Origin of the sequence: Pseudomonas sp. GL-B-19 (assembly GCF_019956415.1) — a bacterium.
In the GTDB taxonomy this organism is placed as follows: Bacteria; Pseudomonadota; Gammaproteobacteria; order Pseudomonadales; family Pseudomonadaceae; genus Aquipseudomonas.
This window is the reverse complement of the sequence record NZ_JAHBDK010000028.1, coordinates 14,171-32,443: the sequence shown is the minus strand read 5'-3', so window position 1 is coordinate 32,443 and position 18,273 is coordinate 14,171. Positions and strand designations below refer to the sequence as shown.

Here is an 18,273-nt window from a genome sequence, read left to right as displayed (position 1 = left end):
GGATCTGTGCTGAATCGAAGGTTGTGTTGAGCCTGCCATTTTCCGCCATGTCGTAAACGCACCTTTGCGTGGCGTCCATAGGCATTTGACCTGCCTGCGCCGGTCATACCATCGCATTCAAAGGGCACAGCCGAAAGGCACATGCCTCACCGAGACGAATGGCGCACCACCGCCGCTGGGAGAGACGCGATGTTCAGCAAGCAAGACCAGATCCAGGGTTACGACGATGCACTGCTGGCGGCGATGAATGCCGAGGAGCAACGCCAGGAAGATCACATCGAGCTGATCGCGTCAGAGAACTACACCAGCAAACGCGTCATGGAAGCGCAAGGCAGTGGCCTGACCAACAAATACGCCGAAGGCTATCCGGGCAAGCGCTACTACGGCGGCTGCGAGCACGTCGACAAGGTTGAAGCCCTGGCCATCGAACGCGCCAAGCAACTGTTCGGTGCCGACTACGCCAACGTGCAGCCGCACTCCGGTTCCTCGGCCAACAGCGCCGTCTATCTGGCACTGCTGCAAGCCGGCGACACCATTCTCGGCATGAGCCTGGCCCACGGCGGTCACCTGACCCACGGCGCAAAAGTGTCGTCCTCGGGCAAGCTGTACAACGCCGTGCAGTACGGCATCGACACCAAAACCGGGCTGATCGACTACGACGAAGTCGAACGTCTGGCCGTTGAATGCCAACCGAAGATGATCGTTGCCGGCTTCTCGGCCTACTCCAAGACCCTCGACTTCCCGCGCTTCCGTCAGATCGCCGACAAAGTCGGTGCCCTGCTGTTCGTCGACATGGCGCACGTCGCCGGTCTGGTCGCCGCCGGTTTGTATCCGAACCCGCTGCCGTACGCTGATGTGGTGACCACCACCACTCACAAGACCCTGCGCGGTCCGCGTGGCGGCCTGATCCTGGCCAAGTCCAACGAAGAAATCGAGAAGAAGCTCAACGCTGCGGTATTCCCCGGTGCCCAGGGCGGCCCGTTGATGCACGTGATCGCTGGTAAAGCAGTGTGCTTCAAGGAAGCGCTGGAGCCTGGTTTCAAGGTCTATCAACAACAAGTGATCGACAACGCCCAGGCCATGGCCGGCGTATTTATCAAACGCGGCTACGATGTAGTGTCCGGCGGTACCGATAACCACCTGTTCCTGGTCAGCCTGATTCGTCAGGGCCTCACCGGCAAAGAGGCGGATGCAGCACTCGGTCGCGCCCACATCACCGTGAATAAGAACGCTGTCCCGAACGATCCACAGTCGCCGTTCGTGACCTCCGGCCTGCGTATCGGCACCCCGGCGGTGACCACGCGCGGCTTCAAGGTGACCCAGTGCGTCACGCTGGCCGGCTGGATCTGCGACATCCTCGACAACCTCGGCGATGCCGATGTCGAGGCCAATGTCGCCGAGCAGGTTTCTGCCCTGTGCGCGGACTTCCCGGTTTATCGCTGAGCGCGGTTTTGGAGTAAATGACTATGCAACGCTACTCGGGCTTCGGCCTCTTCAAACACTCCCTCAGCCATCACGAAAACTGGCAGAAAATGTGGCGCACGCCGACCCCTAAAAAGGTCTATGACGTGGTCATCGTCGGCGGTGGCGGGCATGGTCTGGCGACCGCCTACTACCTGGCCAAGGAACACGGCATCACCAACGTGGCTGTGGTCGAAAAAGGCTGGCTGGGCGGCGGTAACACCGCGCGCAACACCACCATCGTTCGCTCCAACTACCTGTGGGACGAGTCGGCGCACCTGTACGAACACGCGATGAAACTGTGGGAAGGTCTGTCCCAGGACCTGAACTACAACGTGATGTTTTCCCAGCGCGGCGTTTACAACCTGTGCCACACCCTGCAGGACATTCGTGATTCCGAGCGTCGGGTCAGCGCCAACCGCCTCAACGGCGTGGACGGCGAACTGCTCGATGCCAAGCAAGTGGCCGACGAGATTCCGTACCTCGACTGCTCGAAAAACACTCGCTACCCGGTGATGGGCGCCACCGTCCAGCGTCGCGGCGGCGTGGCCCGTCACGATGCCGTGGCCTGGGGCTTTGCCCGTGCCGCTGACGCATTGGGTGTGGACCTGATTCAACAGACCGAAGTGATCGGCTTCCGCAAGGAAAACGGTGTGTGCATCGGCGTTGAAACCAACAAGGGCTTCATCGGCGCCAAGCGCGTCGGTGTAGTGACCGCCGGTAACTCCGGGCACATGGCCAAACTCGCCGGTTTCCGCCTGCCGATCGAATCCCACCCGCTGCAAGCGCTGGTGTCCGAGCCGATCAAGCCGATTATCGACAGCGTGATCATGTCCAACGCCGTGCACGGCTACATCAGCCAGTCCGACAAGGGCGACCTGGTGATCGGCGCCGGTATCGACGGCTACAACGGCTACGGCCAGCGTGGTTCGTACCCGGTGATCGAGCACACCATCCAGGCCATCGTCGAGATGTTCCCGGTGCTGTCCCGCGTACGCATGAACCGGCAGTGGGGCGGCATCGTCGACACCACCCCGGATGCGTGCCCGATCATTTCGAAAACCCCGGTGCCGAACATGTTCTTCAACTGCGGTTGGGGCACCGGCGGCTTCAAGGCGACACCTGGCTCGGGCAACGTATTTGCCGCAAGCCTGGCCAAGGGTGAAATGCACCCATTGGCCGCACCTTTCTCCATCGACCGTTTCCACAACGGTGCGTTGATCGATGAACACGGCGCTGCTGCGGTTGCCCACTAACAGGAGAAATCCCCATGTTGCATATCTTCTGTCCTCACTGCGGCGAACTGCGCTCCGAAGAGGAATTCCATGCATCCGGCCAGGCGCACATCCCGCGTCCACTGGATCCGACCACTTGCACCGACGAGGAGTGGGGCGACTACATGTTCTTCCGCGATAACCCTCGCGGCCTGCACCACGAGCTTTGGGATCACGTCGCCGGTTGCCGTCAGTACTTCAACGTCACCCGCGACACCGTGACTTACGAGATTCTCGAAACCTACAAGATCGGCACCAAGCCGCAGTTCACCGACAAGACTGAAAGTCCGAAAGCGGCCGCGCAGGCTCTGGGAGCGAAGGTATGAGCCAGATCAATCGCCTGTCCAACGGTGGTCGGATCGACCGCAACAAAGTGCTGAACTTCACCTTCAACGGCCAGAGCTACAAAGGCTTTGAAGGCGACTCGCTGGCCGCTGCCCTACTGGCCAACGGCGTCGACATCATCGGTCGCAGCTTCAAGTATTCCCGTCCGCGCGGCATCTTCGCTGCTGGCGCCGAAGAGCCGAACGCCGTGCTGCAAATCGGCGCGACAGAAGCCACACAGATTCCGAACGTACGCGCCACGCAACAAGCGCTGTACCAAGGCCTGGTCGCCACCAGCACCAACGGCTGGCCAAGCGTGAACAACGACATGATGGGGATTCTCGGCAAGGTCGGCGGCAAGCTGATGCCGCCGGGCTTCTACTACAAAACCTTCATGTACCCGCAATCGTTCTGGATGACTTACGAGAAGTACATTCGTAAAGCCGCCGGTCTTGGCCGCTCGCCGACCGAGAACGATCCGGACACTTACGACTACATGAACCAGCACTGCGATGTGCTGATCGTTGGCGCTGGCCCTGCTGGCCTGGCCGCTGCACTGGCCGCTGCGCGCAGCGGTGCCCGTGTGATCCTCGCTGATGAACAGGAAGAGTTCGGCGGCAGCCTGCTCGACTCCCGCGAAAGCCTCGACGGCAAGCCTGCTGCCGAATGGATCGCCAGCGTCATCGCCGAGCTCAAAGACACCCCGGACGTGCTGCTGTTGCCGCGCGCCACGGTCAACGGCTACCACGACCATAACTTCCTGACCATTCACGAGCGCCTGACCGATCACCTCGGCGACCGCGCGCCAATTGGCCAGGTGCGTCAGCGCATCCACCGTGTTCGCGCCAAGCGTGTTGTTCTCGCGACCGGCGCTCACGAGCGTCCGCTGGTTTACGGCAACAACGACGTGCCGGGCAACATGCTCGCCGGCGCTGTGTCGACTTACGTGCGTCGTTATGGCGTGGCACCGGGCAAAAAACTGGTGCTGTCGACCAACAACGATCACGCCTATCGCGTGGCGCTGGACTGGCTCGACGCCAGCCTGCAAGTGGTGGCCATCGCCGACGCCCGCAGCAATCCGCGTGGTGCCCTGGTTGAAGAAGCACGTGCCAAAGGCATTCGCATTCTGACCGGCAGCGCCGTGATCGAGGCCCGTGGCAGCAAGCACGTGACCGCTGCTCGCGTCGCCGCGATCGATGTAAAAGCACACGCCGTGACCAGCCCTGGTGAATGGCTCGAATGCGATCTGGTTGCCAGCTCCGGTGGTTACAGCCCGGTGGTTCACCTGGCTTCGCACCTGGGCGGCAAGCCGATCTGGCGTGAAGACATCCTCGGTTTCGTACCGGGCGAAGCGCCGCAAAAACGCGTGTGCGTCGGTGGCATCAACGGCGTCTATGGCCTCGGCGATTCCCTCGCCGATGGTTTTGAAGGGGGCGCTCGCGCCGCTGCCGAAGCCGGTTTCCAAACAGTCGAAGGCGTACTGCCAAAAGCCTTGAGCCGTCTGGAAGAGCCAACGTTGGCGCTGTTCCAGGTGCCACACGAAAAAGCTACCGCACGGGCGCCGAAGCAGTTCGTCGACCTGCAAAACGATGTCACCGCCGCCGCCATCGAACTGGCGACCCGCGAAGGCTTCGAGTCGGTCGAGCACGTCAAACGCTACACCGCACTGGGTTTCGGTACGGACCAGGGCAAGCTCGGCAACGTCAACGGCCTGGCCATCGCCGCCCGTTCGCTGAACGTGACCATCCCGCAGATGGGCACCACCATGTTCCGCCCGAACTACACGCCGGTCACCTTCGGCGCTGTGGCCGGTCGTCACTGTGGGCACATCTTCGAGCCGGTGCGTCACACTGCACTGCATCACTGGCACGTGAAAAACGGTGCCGAGTTTGAAGACGTCGGTCAGTGGAAACGTCCGTGGTACTTCCCGAAAACCGGTGAAGACATTCATGCCGCCGTGAAACGCGAATGCAAAGCCGTGCGCGACAGCGTCGGCCTGCTGGATGCGTCGACCTTGGGCAAGATCGATATCCAGGGCCCGGATTGCCGTGAGTTCCTCAATCGCATCTACACCAACGCCTGGACCAAGCTCGATGTGGGCAAGGCGCGCTACGGCCTGATGTGTAAAGAAGACGGCATGGTCTTCGACGACGGCGTAACTGCCTGCCTCGCCGACAACCATTTCGTGATGACCACCACCACGGGCGGCGCTGCACGCGTGCTGCAATGGCTGGAAATCTACCACCAGACCGAATGGCCGGACCTGAAGGTGTACTTCACTTCCGTGACGGATCACTGGGCAACCATGACCCTGTCCGGGCCGAACAGCCGCAAGCTGCTCAGCCACGTCACCGACATCGACCTGAGCAACGAAGCCTTCCCGTTCATGACCTGGAAAGAAGGTCTGGTCGGCGGTGTGCCAGCACGGGTATTCCGGATTTCGTTTACCGGTGAACTGTCGTACGAAGTCAACGTGCAAGCCGACTACGCCATGGGCGTGCTCGAGAAAATCGTCGAGGCCGGCAAGCAATACAACCTGACGCCGTACGGCACCGAGACCATGCACATCCTGCGGGCCGAGAAGGGCTTCATCATCGTCGGTCAGGACACTGACAGCTCGATGACACCGGACGACTTGAACATGGGCTGGTGTGTCGGTCGCACTAAACCTTTTTCATGGATCGGTCAGCGTGGCATGAACCGCGAAGACTGCGTGCGTGATCAACGTAAGCAACTGGTGGGCCTGAAGCCGATCGATCCGACCAAGTGGCTGCCGGAAGGTGCGCAATTGGTGTTCAACACCAAGCAAGCGATCCCGATGACCATGGTCGGCCACGTTACCTCCAGCTACCTGCATAACTCCCTCGGCTATTCGTTTGCCATGGGCGTGGTGAAAGGCGGGTTGAAGCGCATCGGTGAGCGAGTGTTCGCACCGCTGGCAGATGGCAGCGTGATCGAGGCGGAAATTGTTTCTTCGGTGTTCTTCGATCCGAAGGGTGATCGCCAGAACGTGTAACGACCTCGGGCCCTGTGGTGACTGTGCCGCCGATATCGCGAGCAGGCTCGCTCCCACAGGGGAACGCGGTTGAATGTGGGAGCTAGCCCTGCTGGCGATGACGGCAGTGCAGCCACCACAAGAACCAACAGAATTCAGGAAAGGTGCTTTATGACCGCAGCCAATGTTTACCAACAACGCCCAACCACCGGGGCCAAGGCCGAGTCGTCGCTGCATCATGCCGACCTCGCCAGCCTGGCGGGCAAGGGCCGCAAAAATGCCGGCGTGACCGTGCGTGAGAAAAAACTCCTCGGCCACCTGACCATTCGTGGCGATGGCCACGATGCTGCATTTGCCGCCGGTGTGCACAAAGCGCTCGGCATCGAATTGCCGGGTGCGCTGACCGTCGTCATCAAAGGCGAAACCAGCCTGCAATGGATGGGGCCGGATGAATGGCTGCTGATCGTGCCGACCGGTGAAGAATTCGCCGCCGAGCAAAAGCTGCGCAAAGCGCTGGGCGATTTGCACATTGCAATCACCAACGTCAGCGGCGGCCAGCAGATCCTCGAACTCAGCGGCCCGAAAGTGCGTCAGGTGCTGATGAAGTCCACCAGCTACGACGTGCACCCCAACAGCTTCCCGGTGGGCAAGGCGGTTGGCACGGTGTTCGCCAAGTCGCAACTGGTGATCCGTCATACCGCTGAAGACACCTGGGAACTGCTGATCCGTCGCAGCTTCTCGGATTACTGGTGGTTGTGGTTGCAGGATGCGTCGGCTGAGTACGGGCTTAGCGTTCAGGCTTGAGATTGCTTTCGCTGGCAAGCCAGCTCCTGTAGGAGCTGGCTTGCCAGCGATCAACCGCGCAGCGGTTGCCCATAACGAACAGGAGTCACCGCACTATGAGCCGCGCCCCAGACACATGGATTCTGACCGCCGACTGCCCCAGCGTCCTCGGCACCGTGGACGCGGTGACCCGCTTTTTGTTCGAGCAGGGCTGCTACGTCACTGAGCACCATTCCTTCGATGACCGGCTCTCGGGCCGTTTTTTCATTCGCGTGGAATTCCGTCAGCCCGACGGCTTCGACGAGCAAGCCTTCCGCGCCGGTCTCGAAGAACGTGGTGCCAATTTCGGCATGATCTTCGAACTGACCGCGCCGAACTACCGGCCAAAAGTGGTGATCATGGTCTCCAAGGCCGATCACTGCCTCAACGATTTGCTTTACCGCCAGCGCATCGGCCAATTGTCGATGGACGTGGCCGCCGTGGTTTCCAATCACCCGGACCTCAAGCCGCTGGCCGACTGGCACCAGATTCCGTATTACCACTTCCCGCTGGACCCCAACGACAAGCCGTCGCAGGAGCGTCAAGTGTGGCAGGTGATCGAAGAGTCCGGCGCCGAACTGGTGATCCTTGCGCGATATATGCAAGTGCTGTCGCCCGAGCTGTGCCGCAAACTCGACGGCAAGGCGATCAATATTCATCACTCCCTGCTGCCCGGTTTCAAGGGTGCCAAGCCGTATCACCAGGCCTACAACAAGGGCGTGAAACTGGTTGGCGCCACGGCGCATTACATCAACAACGACCTGGACGAAGGGCCGATCATTGCCCAAGGCGTTGAGGCGGTGGACCACAGTCATTACCCGGAAGATCTGATCGCCAAGGGTCGGGATATTGAAGGGCTGACGTTGGCGCGGGCGGTTGGTTATCACATTGAAAGACGGGTTTTTTTGAACGCCAACAGAACCGTCGTTCTTTAGTTCGCGTTTCCCCTGTAGGAGCTGGCTTGCCAGCGAAGAGGCCCTCCCAAACAACGCAAAAAGACACAGGCAATAACCCGAGCAATCAACGCGCCGCCGATCCATGGCGACGCGACCGCTACATAAAAACAACAGCGAGGTGAAAGCATGTCTGGCAATCGTGGTGTGGTGTATCTCGGCAATGGCAAAGTCGAAATACAGAAAATCGACTATCCAAAAATGCAGGACCCGCGCGGCAGGAAGATTAACCACGCTGTCATCCTGCGTGTGGTTTCCACCAACATCTGTGGTTCCGACCAGCACATGGTGCGCGGCCGTACCACCGCTCAGACCGGTCTGGTGCTGGGCCACGAAATCACTGGCGAAGTCATCGAGAAGGGCAGCGACGTCGAAAACCTGCAAATCGGCGATCTGGTGTCCGTACCGTTCAACGTGGCTTGCGGGCGCTGCCGTTCCTGCAAGGAAATGCACACTGGCGTTTGCCTGAGCGTTAACCCGGCACGTCCGGGCGGTGCCTACGGTTATGTCGACATGGGCGACTGGACCGGCGGCCAGGCCGAATACGCGATGGTGCCGTACGCCGACTTCAACCTGCTGAAACTGCCGGACCGCGATCGCGCGATGGAGAAAATCCGCGACCTGACCTGCCTCTCCGACATCCTGCCAACCGGTTACCACGGCGCAGTGACTGCCGGCGTCGGCCCAGGCAGCACCGTGTACATCGCCGGCGCTGGCCCGGTTGGCCTGGCCGCAGCTGCTTCCGCTCGCCTGTTGGGCGCGGCAGTGGTGATCATCGGTGACGTCAATACCGTCCGCCTGGCCCACGCCAAGGCTCAAGGTTTCGAAATCGCCGACCTGTCCCTGGACACCCCTCTGCACGAACAAATCGCTGCATTGCTGGGCGAACCGGAAGTGGATTGCGCCGTCGACGCCGTAGGCTTCGAAGCACGCGGCCACGGCCATGACGGCGTGAAACACGAGGCTCCGGCCACCGTGCTCAACTCGTTGATGGGCGTGGTTCGTGTGGCCGGCAAAATCGGTATTCCTGGCCTGTACGTGACGGAAGACCCGGGTGCGGTGGACGCCGCCGCGAAAATGGGCAGCCTGAGCATTCGCTTCGGTCTGGGCTGGGCCAAATCCCACAGCTTCCACACCGGCCAGACACCTGTGATGAAGTACAACCGCCAGCTGATGCAGGCGATCATGTGGGACCGCATCCACATTGCCGACATCGTCGGCGTGGAAGTCATCAGCCTGGATGACGCGCCACGTGGGTATGGCGAGTTCGATGCGGGCGTGCCGAAGAAGTTTGTGATTGATCCGCACAAACTGTTCAGCGCTGCGTAAGGCTTCAAGCAACGCATAACGGCGACCTTCGGGTCGCCGTTTTTTTTGGTGTGTTGATCGTTCCCACGCTGCTGATCGTTTCCACGTAAAGCGTGGGAACGATCACACTTAGAGGGCTGCCAACGCACCTTGGTACAGAACTGGCCCGGTCGGTTGCCCGGTCGGCGAGCCGCCCTTCGGTTCAAGACTCACCGCCAGCGCTATCGGTTTGCCAATCAACGCTTTCTGCGCGTCGTTCAACTCAACCTTGCCTTTGCCGCCCGCCGGGAGCAGGCCAAGAGATATCGGTTTGCCATCTGCCGCAATGGCCCACAACTCCAGGCTTTGCCCCGGATCAATCACCGCAAGGGTCAACGGTTCGACGTTCAGGTAATCCTCGTGCGCTTCGACCTTCAGCGCTGGCTGCGCGTTGGCGGTCATCAATGTGGCGCTGTAACGCGCATTGTCACGGTTGTAAATCACACCCAGGGTCACGGCGATCACCAGCGAACACACCGCTGCCGTTACTCGCAACCAGTTCCAGAATTGCCGTTTTTCCGGAACATGCAGCACTTGCGGCTCGATCCGTGCGGTAATCCCGTGCCACACCCGCTCCGGCACCGGTTGCTCCGGCAGGGCTTCTGTCAGGCTGGCCAAACTTTCCTGCCACTGCGCCAGTTCTGCACGCAACGCCGCGTCTTCCAGCAATAACTGCTCAAAACGCCGGCGCGCGGCAGAAGACATCAGGCCTATGGCGTAATCGGCAGCAAGCGCACGGCGCAGGGACGGGGTTTGATAGTTCATGATTCAAGGCACCTGCGCAGGCGTTCCATGCCACGGCGGATCCACGATTTGACCGAGCCCAGCGGCGCGGCCAGGTGCTGGGCCAGTTCCGAGCAGGACAAACCTTGAAAGTAAGCCACGGTGATCGACTGGCGTTGCATGCCTTCGAGCGTTTCCAGGCAACGGTTCAAGGCGTTGGCTTCGCGGGCGCTGGTCAATTGTTCGTGGGCCGAGGGGCTTTCATCCACCAGCGCCTGCTCTTGCAGGTCAGTCAGCGGCCGATCGCGGTGCTTGCGTAACTGGTCGATGGCCTGGTGTCGCGTGATGTTGATCATCCACGTCAGCGGTGCCGACAGGTGCGCGTCATAGCGCGAGGCGTTGTTCCAGATGCGCACAAAGCTTTCCTGCAGCACTTCTTCAGCCAGATCCGGACGCCCCATGAAGCGCAGGGCCACACCGTGCAAGCGTGGGCCGACGCTGCGGTAAAGCGTCTCGAAAGCGCGGCGGTCACCCAGTGAACACTGGGCCAACAGCTGCCTGAGTTGATCGATGTCGGCGGTGGAAATAGCGGTTCTCCAGACAATCGAGGGACCGGCGGCGGGCTGCGTGCGGGACCGGTTGCAGGCAGAGGTTAGTTCACTGCGCTCGGTTGTTCCATTCACGGCCGGACACCTCGAAAAAAACCGCCGACCCCGATGGGCGGGGCCGGCGGTACGACTCAGCTTTTCGGCATCAGCACTTTGTCGATGACCTGAATCACCCCGTTGGACTGGTATACGTCATAGGTGGTGATGTCGGCGACGTCACCTTTTTCATCCTTGATGGTGATGTTGTGCGGGCCGTTCATCGTCGCCCAGAGCTTGCCGCCGGCAACGGTGGTGAGCTCGGTTTTGCCGCCACCGGCCTTGATCTTCTCGGCCAGGGTCATCATGTCGAGCTTGCCGGCGACCACGTGGTAGCTCAGGAGCTTGCTCAATGCTGCTTTGTTTTCAGGTTTGAGCAACGTATCGACCGTCCCGGCGGGCAGGGCCGTGAAGGCCGAGTTGACTGGGGCGAACACGGTAAACGGGCCTTTGCCCTTTAGGGTGTCCACTAAGCCTGCGGCTTTCACGGCGGCGACCAGGGTGGTGTGGTCGGCGGAGTTCACCGCGTTATCGATGATGTCCTTGCTCGGCATCATGCTTTGGCCGCCGACGATGACAGCGTGGCTCGTGTCTGCCGCTTGCACGGTGTTCAGGACGAGTCCGCCACCAAGGGCAAGGGTCAGCAGGCTGGCAATCAACGGCGTTTTGATCGATGTGCGTTTCATGGTGATGATCCTCGTGAAGGGAATCGGCCAGGATTGTCTGTCCGTGCTTGATATACGCGGGCGGGGCCAGACTGGATGCAGCGCCGGTACATTCTTTTTCGACTGTTCGTCAGGGGCTCGCCAAGGCTTGGAACAATCCCCTGGGATGCCAGTCCAACACATAGTTTTTCGCCGCCCATAGCCGGGCGGTTTTCATGGCACATGAGGATGTCTGGATGAAGATTTCACGCGGTTTTGCACTGGCTTCGCTGATGTGTCTGGCGGCCAGTCCGGTCTTTGCTCAGTTCAGCCTGTTCGATGCGGCCAATGCCATCTCCGGCATGCAGGGCGATAACGCAGCCACCGCGGACGCGCCGACCCCGCAGACGGCCGACCTGCTGAGTGCGCTGACCCAATTGAACGTGACGCCACAACAAGCCGTTGGCGGCGCCGGGGCGATGCTCGGGTTGGCCAAAAATCAATTGAGTTCGACCGATTACTCGGAGTTGGCCAAAAGCGTACCGGGAATCGACATTTTGTCGGGCGGTGGTGAGCTGGGCGCCCTCGCCGGTTTGCTCGGTTCGTCCGGCAAAGCCGCCGGTCTGGACAACGCCCTGGGCAATGTGAAGAACACCAACGACCTGAGCAACGCATTCAGCGCATTGGGAATGGACAGTGGAATGATCGGCCTGTTTACCCCGGTGCTTCTGCAATTCCTCGGTCAGCAAGGCGTTGGCGGTTCGTTGCTGGAAAGCCTGGGCGGAATCTGGGGCGCCGGCACCGGTATTTGATTCAACGTCACTCGGCGCGCAATGCGTCGATCTGTCGATCCTTTTCGATCCAGAGCTGGTTGACCCAGTTCTGGATTTTTTCGCGAAACAGCGGATCGTTTTCATAATCGCCCTGCCACAGCGCGGGGTCGAGTTCGCGGGTCTTGATGTCGATGATGACCTTCGGCACGTTGCCGCTGATCAAGTCCCAGAACCCCGGAATCGTCTGCTGCGGATACACCACCGTCACATCGAGCACGGCGTCCAGCTGTTCGCCCATCGCCGCCAGCACGAACGCCACACCGCCGGCCTTGGGCCGAAGCAGGTGAGTGAAGGGTGATTGCTGCTGGGCGCTTTTCGCGGCGGTGTAGCGTGTGCCTTCCAGGTAATTGACCACCGTCACTGGCTGACGCTTGTACAACTCGCACGCCGCTTTGGTGATCTCCAGATCCTTGCCTGCCAGCTCCGGATGCTTGGCCAGGAAGGCCTTGGTGTAGCGCTTCATGAACGGGTAATCCAGCGCCCACCATGCCAGCCCAAGGAACGGCACCCAGATCAGCTCTTTCTTGAGGAAGAACTTGAAAAACGGCGTCCGGCGATTCAAGGCCTGGATCAACGCCGGGATATCAACCCAGGATTGATGGTTGCTGATCACCAGATACGACGTATCGACGCGCAGGCCATCGCCGCCACGGATGTCCCACCGGGTCGGAATGCACAACCGGAAGATCAGCTTGTCAATCTCGGCCCAGGTCTCGGCGACCCACATCACCGCCGATGAGGCGTCATCGCGAAAGCGACCGGGCAGGACCAGTTTGAGCAGGGCAAACACCATCAGCGGCCCGATCAGGATCAGGGTGTTGAGCAACAGCAGCAGGGTAACGAAACAGCCGGTGAGCAGGCGGCGCATAAGTAACTCTTGGGATCATTTGGGCGCGCCATGATAAGTAGCTTGGGGTGGGAGGCCAAATCGGGGGTGACGAATGTTTCACCTTTGGACCGATATGCTTGAGTGAAATTGGACTGGTCAAGCTGTTGTGGTGATTGATCTGGCCTCTTCGCGGGCAAGCCCGCTCCTACAGGGTTTGTGTCGTTCACAAACTTTGTGTACTCCCAATCCACCGTGGGAGCGAGCCTGCTCGCGATGCGATCTCAGGAACGAACGAATTGCTCGCTAGCGGTCTAAAATCCCGCTGCCCACTCCTTATGGATGCCCATTACGTGAAATCGATCCTCGCACTGCTTTCCCTGGTGGCCCTGCCGGTCCTGGCCGCCGAGCCGACCCTGTATGGGCGTTACGAATACATCGCGCTGCCGGAAATCGGCGGCGAAGTCCTCAAGGCCAAGATGGACACCGGTGCCCTGACCGCGTCGCTGTCGGCCAAGGACATCGAAACCTTCACCCGCAACGGCGAAGAATGGGTGCGTTTCCGCCTTGCCACCAAGGGCGCCAGCAACAAGGTCTACGAACACAAGGTCGCGCGGATCAGCAAGATCAAGACCCGCTCCGAAGAAGATGAGGATGACGCGGACGTGGTCGCACCCACCAAACGCCCGGTGGTTGACCTGGAACTGTGCCTGGGCAACGTCAAGCGCACCGTCGAGGTCAACCTGACCGACCGCAGCAGCTTCAACTACCCTTTGTTGATCGGCGCCAAAGCCTTGCGTGAATTCGGCGCGGCGGTGAACCCGGCGCGACGTTTCACGGCAGACAAACCCGACTGCTGATTGACGGCGAATCAGCCTTGGGGCACCGTTCGCCCACTTAACTGCCGGGCCAGGACGCCATGTCTCATATCTTGATTGTCGAAGACGAAGCGGCGATTGCCGACACTCTGATTTTCGCGTTGCAGGGTGAAGGCTTCACCACGACCTGGCTGAGCCTTGGCGCGGCAGCGCTGGACCATCAGCGCGCCACGCCGGCCGATTTGATCATTCTCGACATTGGTCTACCGGATATCAGCGGTTTTGAAACCTGCAAACAATTGCGCCGTTTCAGCGAAGTGCCGGTGATTTTCCTCAGTGCCCGCGATGCTGAAATCGATCGTGTGGTGGGCCTGGAAATCGGCGCCGACGATTACGTGGTCAAGCCGTTCAGCCCACGGGAAGTGGCCGCCCGGGTCCGGGCCATTCTCAAACGCATGGCGCCAAGGACTGTCGCCGAATCCTCATCGGGGTTGTTTCGGATCGACAGTGATCGGGTGCAAATCAACTATCGCGGTCAAGCGCTGAGCCTGACCCGTCACGAGTTCCGCCTGTTGCAATGCCTGCTGGAACAACCCGAGCGGGTGTTCAGCCGCGAGCAGTTGCTGGATGCGCTGGGCATCGCCGCCGATGCCGGTTACGAGCGCAGTATCGACAGCCACATCAAGAGCGTGCGCGCCAAATTGCGTCTGGTGCGGGCGGACGCCGAGCCGATCCAGACCCATCGCGGCCTCGGTTACAGCTACAGCCCGGGGCACAGCTGATGCCGCTGGGGATCCGAATTTTCCTGGTCTACGTGCTGTTCATCGGCCTGACCGGTTACTTCGTGCTCAACACCGTGATGGAAGAAATCCGCCCGGGCGTTCGCCAGTCCACCGAAGAAACCCTGGTCGACACTGCCAACCTGATGGCCGAGGTCCTGCGCGACGACTTCAAGGCCGGCACCCTCAATCAGAATCGCTGGCCGCAATTGCTCAAAGCCTACGGCGAGCGACAACCCAAGGCGAGCATCTGGGGGTTGCCGAAGAATCAGATCAATCACCGCATCTACGTCACCGACGCCAAAGGCCTCGTGGTGCTGGATTCCAGCGGCGTGGCGGTGGGGCAGGATTACTCGCGCTGGAACGATGTCTACCTGACCCTGCGCGGCGAATACGGCGCACGCTCAACGCGCAGCGATCCGAACGATACAAACTCCTCGGTGATGCACGTCGGCGCGCCGATCCGCGACAACGGTCAGATCATCGGCGTGGTCACCGTGGCCAAGCCCAACAGCTCGTTGCAGCCTTACGTCGATCGCACCGAGCGCCGATTGCTGGCTTATGGCGCCGGGCTGATTGGTCTCGGCCTGTTGTTCGGCGCGTTGTTGTCGTGGTGGCTGAGCGCGGCGCTACGACGGTTGACTGCTTATGCACAAGCGGTGAGTGCAGGCCAACGGGTTGAAGTTCCGCACTATCGCGGCGGTGAACTGGAGCAACTGGCGACAGCGGTCGAGCAGATGCGCACGCAGCTCGAAGGCAAAGCCTACGTCGAGCGCTATGTGCACACGCTGACCCATGAGCTGAAGAGCCCGTTGGCGGCGATTCGCGGGGCGGCGGAATTGCTGCAAGGCGAGATGCCGTTGGCGCAGCAGCAGCGGTTCGTCAGCAATATCGACAGCGAAAGTGTGCGCATGCAGCAGTTGATCGAGCGGCTGCTGAATCTGGCTCAAGTCGAACAACGTCAAGGTCTGGAGGAGCGCGTGGCGGTGCCGTTGACCGGGTTGGTGGATGAATTGTTGAAGGCTCAGGCGGCGCGAATTGAAGGCAAGCAGTTGCGCGTGGAGCAACGGATTCCAGCGGATCTGGCGATAACCGGGGAGCCGTTTCTGTTGCGTCAGGCGCTGGGGAATTTGTTGGAGAATGCGCTGGATTTCACCCCGTTCCAGGGTGTGCTGCGTTTTAGCGCCGAGCGAATGGGGGAGCAGATTGAGTTCAAACTGTTCAACCAGGCCGAGGCGATTCCCGACTATGCACTGCCGCGCTTGAGCGAACGTTTTTACTCGCTGCCGCGCCCCGACAATGGCCGCAAAAGCACCGGGTTGGGGCTTAATTTTGTGGAGGAAGTGGTCAAGCTGCATGGCGGTTCGTTGAGCATTGGCAATGTCGAAGGCGGTGTTGAAGTGAGGTTGTGCCTGGCTTAGGACCGAGTCGCGGCTATCGCGAGCAGGTCGAATCGTCGCACCGTCGCTCCCACAGGGGCCGGCCCAGTCTCCACATAATCTCCATATTCCCCCCATAAATTCCCCACACAGCCATTCCAGACTCTCTCTATCCAAACAGGGAGAGTCCCATGAACCGCAGCCTGACCCTAAAACTCGGGGCCATAGCCCTTCTGATTCTGTTGTTACTGATCCCGCTGTTGATGATCAACGGCATCATCCAGGAGCGTCAGCAACTGCGCGACGGTGTGCTGGAAGACATCGCCCGCAGTTCCAGTTTCAGCCAGCAACTGAGCGGACCGCTGATGGTGGTGCCGTATCGCAAAGTGGTGCGCACCTGGAAGCTCAACCAGAAAACCAACGAGCGCTACCAGGACATCGGTGAAGAACGCGGTCGCTTGTACTTCCTGCCAGAGCGCTTCGAACTCGATGGTCAGATCCAGACAGAACTGCGCTCGCGCGGCATTTACGAGGCACGCCTGTTCCACGCGGAAAACCACATCAGCGGGCATTTCTCGGTGCCGGCGCAACTGGGCATCAAGGAAGACTTCGCTGATTACCAGTTCGATCAGCCGTTTTTAGCAGTTGGCATCAGCGACATTCGCGGCATTGAAAACGCATTAAAGCTGGACCTGAACGGCCAGATTCTGGACTTCGTTCCGGGCAGTCAGGTGGGCTGGCTGGGTGAAGGTGTACACGTGACGCTGCCAGCGCTGGACGCAAAAAAAACCACGGAACTGGCCTTCGGTTTTGACCTGCGTTTGCAGGGCACCGGTCAGTTGCAGATTCTGCCGGTGGGCAAAACCAGCAAGGTGTCGTTGATCGCCAACTGGCCTCATCCAAGCTTCATCGGCAATTACCTGCCGGCCCAGCGTGAAGTTAACGATCAAGGTTTCACCGCCAATTGGCAGACCTCGTTCTTCTCCACCAACCTTCAAGAGGCGCTGAGCAGTTGCGTGTCCGGCGATGGTTGCGAGGCGTACAACGGGCGCAGCTTCGGCGTGAGCTTCATCGACCCGGTTGACCAGTACCTCAAGAGTGATCGTGCGATCAAATATGCCTTGCTGTTCATCGTCCTGACGTTCGCAGGCTTCTTCCTCTTCGAAGTGCTGAAAAGCCTGGCGGTGCACCCGGTGCAGTACGCGTTGGTCGGCGTGGCCTTGGCGTTTTTCTATCTATTGCTGCTGTCGCTGTCCGAACACATCGGTTTTGCCCTGGCGTATTTGTTGTCGTCCGCTGGCTGCGTGTTGTTGATCGGGTTCTATGTCTGCCATGTGCTGCACAGCGTGCGGCATGGCTTGAGTTTTTCGGCGGGGTTGGCGGCCTTGTACGGCTTGCTCTACGGCTTGCTGAGTGCCGAGGATTACGCACTGCTGATGGGCTCGTTGTTGCTGTTCGGCTTGCTCGGGGTGTTTATGGTGCTGACCCGTAAGCTGGACTGGTACGGGATCGGGCAGAAGAGCGCCAAGCCGATGGAGTTTGATCTGGGGGCAGTGGAATGAGCCGGTCGTTGGGGTTGAGGGAGGATCAGCGGGAAGGGGAGGTTTTGGCGACGCTGATTTTTGAGCTGTTTCTATTAGATCAGGTGTGGTCCATTCGCGAGCAGGCTCGCTCCCACAGGGGATCTCCAGTGAGCACAAAATCTGTGCACACCAACGATCAAACTGTGGGAGCGAGCCTGCTCGCGATGAGGCCGGGACAGTCAGCGAAAATCTAAACCTTGGGCATCGTCGCCAACATCGAAGGCCGCTGACTCACCTCGAAATACCACGTCGCCAATTGCGGATTCGCCTCGCGCCACTCCAGATCCGGATGGCGCAAGTCGATGTAACCCAACGCACAGGCAACGCTGATCGCCGCGACATCGAAATGGCTGGTCAGCTCGGCAATCGCGTCTTTTTCCAGCAGCGCCAACCCACGACGAATCTTGTCGCGCTGGGCGTCCAGCCATTCGTCCCAATGCTTCTGCGGGTCGCGCAGGACCATTTCATAACGAACCATCACCGAAGCGTCCATGATCCCGTCGGCCAGCGAGGCCAAGGTCAGGCGCCGCCAGCGGGCCGAACCTTCGCGCGGGATCAGCGGGTTGCCGACGTGCTGGTGGTCGAGGTAATCGAGGATCACTCGGCTGTCATGGATGACGTTGCCGTCGGCCAGGCGCAGGGCGGGGATTTTGCCCAGCGGGTTGTCTTCGTTGAGCGACTGATCGGGGCTGACCGGCGTGAGCACACAGTCTTGCAGCGCCACGCGGCCGGTCTGACCGGTCTCGTGCAGCAACACCATGACTTTACGAACGAAGGGCGATAAAGCGTTGTGGTACAGGGTCATGCTGGGGGCGGACATGGCAACGTCTCGGTCGGTGGCAGTGTCGGGCAGCATAGCGCGTTGACC

The 18,273-nt window shown here is 60.3% G+C and carries 17 protein-coding genes; 12 read left to right on the top strand and 5 right to left on the bottom strand.

Features of this window, described 5'->3' with window-relative positions:
- Positions 1-189: 189 nt before the first annotated feature.
- The 7 genes from glyA (at position 190) to fdhA (ending at position 9,158) form a co-directional block, all read left to right on the top strand.
- Positions 190-1,443 carry a serine hydroxymethyltransferase gene (gene glyA, locus KGB06_RS11865; RefSeq protein ID WP_223515781.1) on the top strand — a complete coding sequence of 418 codons (1,254 nt, stop codon included), beginning with the start codon at positions 190-192 and terminating at the stop codon, positions 1,441-1,443.
- Between the two features lie 23 nt (positions 1,444-1,466).
- Positions 1,467-2,717: a sarcosine oxidase subunit beta gene (locus KGB06_RS11860; protein ID WP_007947735.1), complete on the top strand. Its 1,251-nt coding sequence runs from the start codon at positions 1,467-1,469 to the stop codon at positions 2,715-2,717.
- 14 nt (positions 2,718-2,731) lie between these two features.
- Positions 2,732-3,061, top strand: a complete 330-nt coding sequence (locus tag KGB06_RS11855) for a sarcosine oxidase subunit delta (protein ID WP_007947734.1) — start codon at positions 2,732-2,734, stop codon at positions 3,059-3,061.
- The gene (locus KGB06_RS11850; protein ID WP_223515777.1) at positions 3,058-6,075 is read left to right on the top strand and encodes a sarcosine oxidase subunit alpha; all 3,018 of its coding nucleotides are present in this window, start codon (positions 3,058-3,060) and stop codon (positions 6,073-6,075) included. The genes KGB06_RS11855 and KGB06_RS11850 overlap by 4 nt, the downstream gene beginning before the upstream one ends.
- A gap of 150 nt (positions 6,076-6,225) precedes the next feature.
- Positions 6,226-6,858 carry a sarcosine oxidase subunit gamma gene (locus KGB06_RS11845; protein WP_223515774.1) on the top strand — a complete coding sequence of 211 codons (633 nt, stop codon included), beginning with the start codon at positions 6,226-6,228 and terminating at the stop codon, positions 6,856-6,858.
- Positions 6,859-6,953: 95 nt separating this feature from the next.
- Complete coding sequence (purU, locus tag KGB06_RS11840; protein ID WP_007947730.1) at positions 6,954-7,811, top strand: formyltetrahydrofolate deformylase; 858 nt, start codon at positions 6,954-6,956, stop codon at positions 7,809-7,811.
- Positions 7,812-7,958: 147 nt separating this feature from the next.
- On the top strand, positions 7,959-9,158 hold the full coding sequence (gene fdhA, locus KGB06_RS11835) for a formaldehyde dehydrogenase, glutathione-independent (RefSeq protein ID WP_007947729.1): 1,200 nt from the start codon (positions 7,959-7,961) through the stop codon (positions 9,156-9,158).
- Between the two features lie 108 nt (positions 9,159-9,266).
- Here fdhA and KGB06_RS11830 read toward each other — a convergent pair whose 3' ends face one another.
- From KGB06_RS11830 to KGB06_RS11820, 3 genes are read right to left on the bottom strand one after another with little or no spacing between them, the layout of a single operon-like run.
- Positions 9,267-9,941 (bottom strand): anti-sigma factor domain-containing protein, encoded by a 675-nt coding sequence (locus KGB06_RS11830; protein ID WP_223515771.1) that lies wholly within the window; start codon positions 9,939-9,941, stop codon positions 9,267-9,269.
- Complete coding sequence (locus KGB06_RS11825; RefSeq protein WP_223515768.1) at positions 9,938-10,582, bottom strand: sigma-70 family RNA polymerase sigma factor; 645 nt, start codon at positions 10,580-10,582, stop codon at positions 9,938-9,940. Before KGB06_RS11825 ends, KGB06_RS11830 begins: the two co-directional genes overlap by 4 nt.
- 56 nt (positions 10,583-10,638) lie before the next feature.
- Positions 10,639-11,229, bottom strand: coding sequence for a fasciclin domain-containing protein (locus tag KGB06_RS11820; RefSeq protein WP_223515765.1), 591 nt, complete (start codon positions 11,227-11,229; stop codon positions 10,639-10,641).
- Between the two features lie 215 nt (positions 11,230-11,444).
- On the opposite strand from KGB06_RS11820, the gene KGB06_RS11815 reads away from it, so the two are divergent.
- Complete coding sequence (locus KGB06_RS11815; RefSeq protein ID WP_223515762.1) at positions 11,445-11,999, top strand: DUF2780 domain-containing protein; 555 nt, start codon at positions 11,445-11,447, stop codon at positions 11,997-11,999.
- A 7-nt stretch (positions 12,000-12,006) separates the two neighbouring features.
- On the opposite strand, the gene KGB06_RS11810 is transcribed toward KGB06_RS11815, so the two are convergent.
- The gene (locus KGB06_RS11810) at positions 12,007-12,888 is read right to left on the bottom strand and encodes an acyltransferase (protein WP_223515759.1); all 882 of its coding nucleotides are present in this window, start codon (positions 12,886-12,888) and stop codon (positions 12,007-12,009) included.
- A gap of 311 nt (positions 12,889-13,199) precedes the next feature.
- Here KGB06_RS11810 and KGB06_RS11805 point away from each other — a divergent pair, with 311 nt between their 5' ends.
- From KGB06_RS11805 to creD, 4 genes are all read left to right on the top strand, one after another.
- On the top strand, positions 13,200-13,706 hold the full coding sequence (locus tag KGB06_RS11805) for an ATP-dependent zinc protease (protein ID WP_223515756.1): 507 nt from the start codon (positions 13,200-13,202) through the stop codon (positions 13,704-13,706).
- A gap of 59 nt (positions 13,707-13,765) precedes the next feature.
- Positions 13,766-14,446, top strand: coding sequence for a two-component system response regulator CreB (gene creB / locus KGB06_RS11800; RefSeq protein ID WP_223515754.1), 681 nt, complete (start codon positions 13,766-13,768; stop codon positions 14,444-14,446).
- Positions 14,446-15,864 carry a two-component system sensor histidine kinase CreC gene (gene creC, locus KGB06_RS11795; protein ID WP_223515751.1) on the top strand — a complete coding sequence of 473 codons (1,419 nt, stop codon included), beginning with the start codon at positions 14,446-14,448 and terminating at the stop codon, positions 15,862-15,864. The genes creB and creC overlap by 1 nt, the downstream gene beginning before the upstream one ends.
- A 149-nt stretch (positions 15,865-16,013) precedes the next feature.
- Positions 16,014-17,384: a cell envelope integrity protein CreD gene (creD, locus tag KGB06_RS11790; protein ID WP_223515748.1), complete on the top strand. Its 1,371-nt coding sequence runs from the start codon at positions 16,014-16,016 to the stop codon at positions 17,382-17,384.
- A gap of 211 nt (positions 17,385-17,595) precedes the next feature.
- On the opposite strand, the gene KGB06_RS11785 is transcribed toward creD, so the two are convergent.
- Positions 17,596-18,225: a glutathione S-transferase gene (locus tag KGB06_RS11785; protein ID WP_223515745.1), complete on the bottom strand. Its 630-nt coding sequence runs from the start codon at positions 18,223-18,225 to the stop codon at positions 17,596-17,598.
- Positions 18,226-18,273: the final 48 nt, after the last annotated feature.